The following is a 2,352-nucleotide window of genomic DNA, read 5'->3' on the forward strand; positions in this document are numbered from 1 at the left end:
ATGTTCTTACATCATCAGCCACTACGATACCCCTCGGATGAGGGGCAAAACATAGACAGATCAGCAGCTACGAAAATGTGGGGAGGTTTTGGCGCTTACAGCCATCTCGGTTCTGAGGGCATCGCTGTCGTAGGCGCGGTCGGCGAGGAGCACATCGCCATCGCTCAGAGTGTCGAACATGTCGGCGGCGCTGCGGCCATCGGATGCCTGCCCGGCGGTGAGTTTGAGCCCGATCGGCAGGCCATGGGCATCGACCAGTGCGTGGATCTTTGTCGTCAGCCCGCCGCGCGAACGACCCATGCAACCGGCCCCCCTTTTTTATCGCCATTGGCGCCATGCTGGTGAACCCGGATCGAGGAACTTTCGATCATCTGTATGTCGCCTTCGTAAGCCGCTGACACCGCTTCCAATATGCGAGCCCAATGACCCGCTCGGCGCCAGCGGTTGAAGCGGTTCACGCACGTCGTATGCGGGCCATACCGTGTGGGAATGTCCGCCCAGGGCGCTCCCGTTCGCAGTCGCCAAAAAATGCCGTTGAGCACCCGGCGGTCATCGACCCGCTTCACCCCCCGAACCTTGGTCGGCAAAAGCGGCTCGATCACCGACCACTCGAAATCCGTCAAATCGAACCGTGCCATCTTCATCTCCTTGTTGGAGATTTGAATCAGATCGCAGCCGAGTTGGGAATCCTGTTTATGGGTATGTGGCCTAGAGCTGTCCGATCCCCTAATGAGCATCGGCTTAGACGCAGGCTCGACTTACCTTCCACGAGACAGCTATATTTTAATAGGACGAGGCGAAAACTCGCGGCCGGATCAGAATTGATGAGGATCACGCCGTTATCCTTCATTTCCGAGCATTCTGTCATAGATGCGCCAACTCGCGCGAAGGGTTGGCTACGGTGCCGATCCACACATCAGGTATTGCAATCGATCGTAACTTGTTGTCGTCCCAGCGAGCGCCACACCAGTCGCGTCCGACTAGCTGCGGGTGGCCAACGGGACCCAGAAATTGCTACCCTAATATTTCTATCAAAAAACTTTAATCCGTCCGGTACAGTCGTCAAGCGTTAGGAAGATTCTTTCATCAGACCAGGCTCTAGCCGTCACACGAACAATATCTTCCTAGCCTTTAGTTCAACCGAGCTGGCACCATCTCTTTCAGCGGTAAGCTCGCGTCAGCAAGCTGCGCCGGGTCCAACATTGCTCCGCTGGCTACTAATGTCCGACCTTGTACATAGTCCTTGACCATATTGACGCAATCGAGCGCTATCACCTTGCCGTCCTTTAGATAAACAATAGAGAAGCTGCGGTTACGCGGATCACCGCGCAAGATTGCTTGGTCGAAACCGATAGAGAGACCAACGGTCTGGAGTTTCAGATCATATTGGTTCGACCAGAACCAGGGCACCGCGTCATACGCTTCTTCCCTGCCCATGATATGCATGGCCGCTACTTTTGCCTGATCATTTGCGTTCTGCACCGATTCCAGCCGTATCCTTGCGCCGCATGCGAAACGGTTGACGTGCGCAGAGCAGTCTCCCACGGCATAGATGTCAGGCAGGCTGGTGCGGCAAAATGCGTCCACATCGACGCCGTTGTCGCCTGTAGCGCCAGCCGCGATCAGCGGACCCGTTTCAGGGATGATGCCGATACCTACGATCACCATGTCGGTGTCAATCCGTTTGCCATCATGCAAAAGCACGGCGGTAGCCCGGCCATCTGCTGCCTCGATATAGTCCACCTTAGTGTTGGTGCGCAGGTCCACACCATGGGCACGATGTTCTTCCTCGTAAAAACGGGACAGATCCTCGCCCGCCACGCGCGCCAACACCCGATCCAGCGCCTCCAGCAGGACGACAGTCTTGCCAAGCTTTGACAATACGGCCGCTGCCTCCAACCCAATGTAACCGCCACCAATGATGGTCACATGGTCGACACTGTCGATTTCCCTCACCATCACGTCAACATCGTCGCGCCGACGCACCGCATGGACGTTATGCGCATCTGCTCCATTGCAGGTGAGTGCACGAGGACTACCTCCGGCGCACCAAATCAACTTGCCATAGCCAATCTTTTCGTTGCCTGCCGTCACGATCTTGCTCTGGGGATTGACGTTCGTCACACGCCGCCCAAGCAGCATAGCGATTTCACGCTCTTCCCAGAAACCGGTCGGACGAATGAGGATGCGGTCGAAGCCCTTGTCGCCAGCGAAATATTCTTTGGATAAGGGCGGGCGCTCATAAGGCGGATATTTTTCGTCGCCGATCATGGCGATCGATCCCTCGAAACCTGCTTGGCGCAGCATGATCGCTGCTTGCGCACCCGCATGGCCCGCACCTACGACTAAAAC

General features: G+C 56.3%; 1 protein-coding gene and 1 pseudogene. Both read right to left on the reverse strand.

What is annotated here, in order from left to right:
- Positions 1–111: 111 nt before the first annotated feature.
- Positions 112–644: pseudogene (locus DI606_RS20010) on the reverse strand (IS5 family transposase); the annotation flags it as partial.
- 487 nt (positions 645–1,131) lie between these two features.
- The coding region (locus tag DI606_RS20015) for an FAD-dependent oxidoreductase (RefSeq protein WP_293985752.1) at positions 1,132–2,352 on the reverse strand (1,221 nt) is incomplete at its 5' end.

The organism is Sphingobium sp. (assembly GCF_003248505.1).
Lineage (GTDB): Bacteria > Pseudomonadota > Alphaproteobacteria > Sphingomonadales > Sphingomonadaceae > Sphingobium.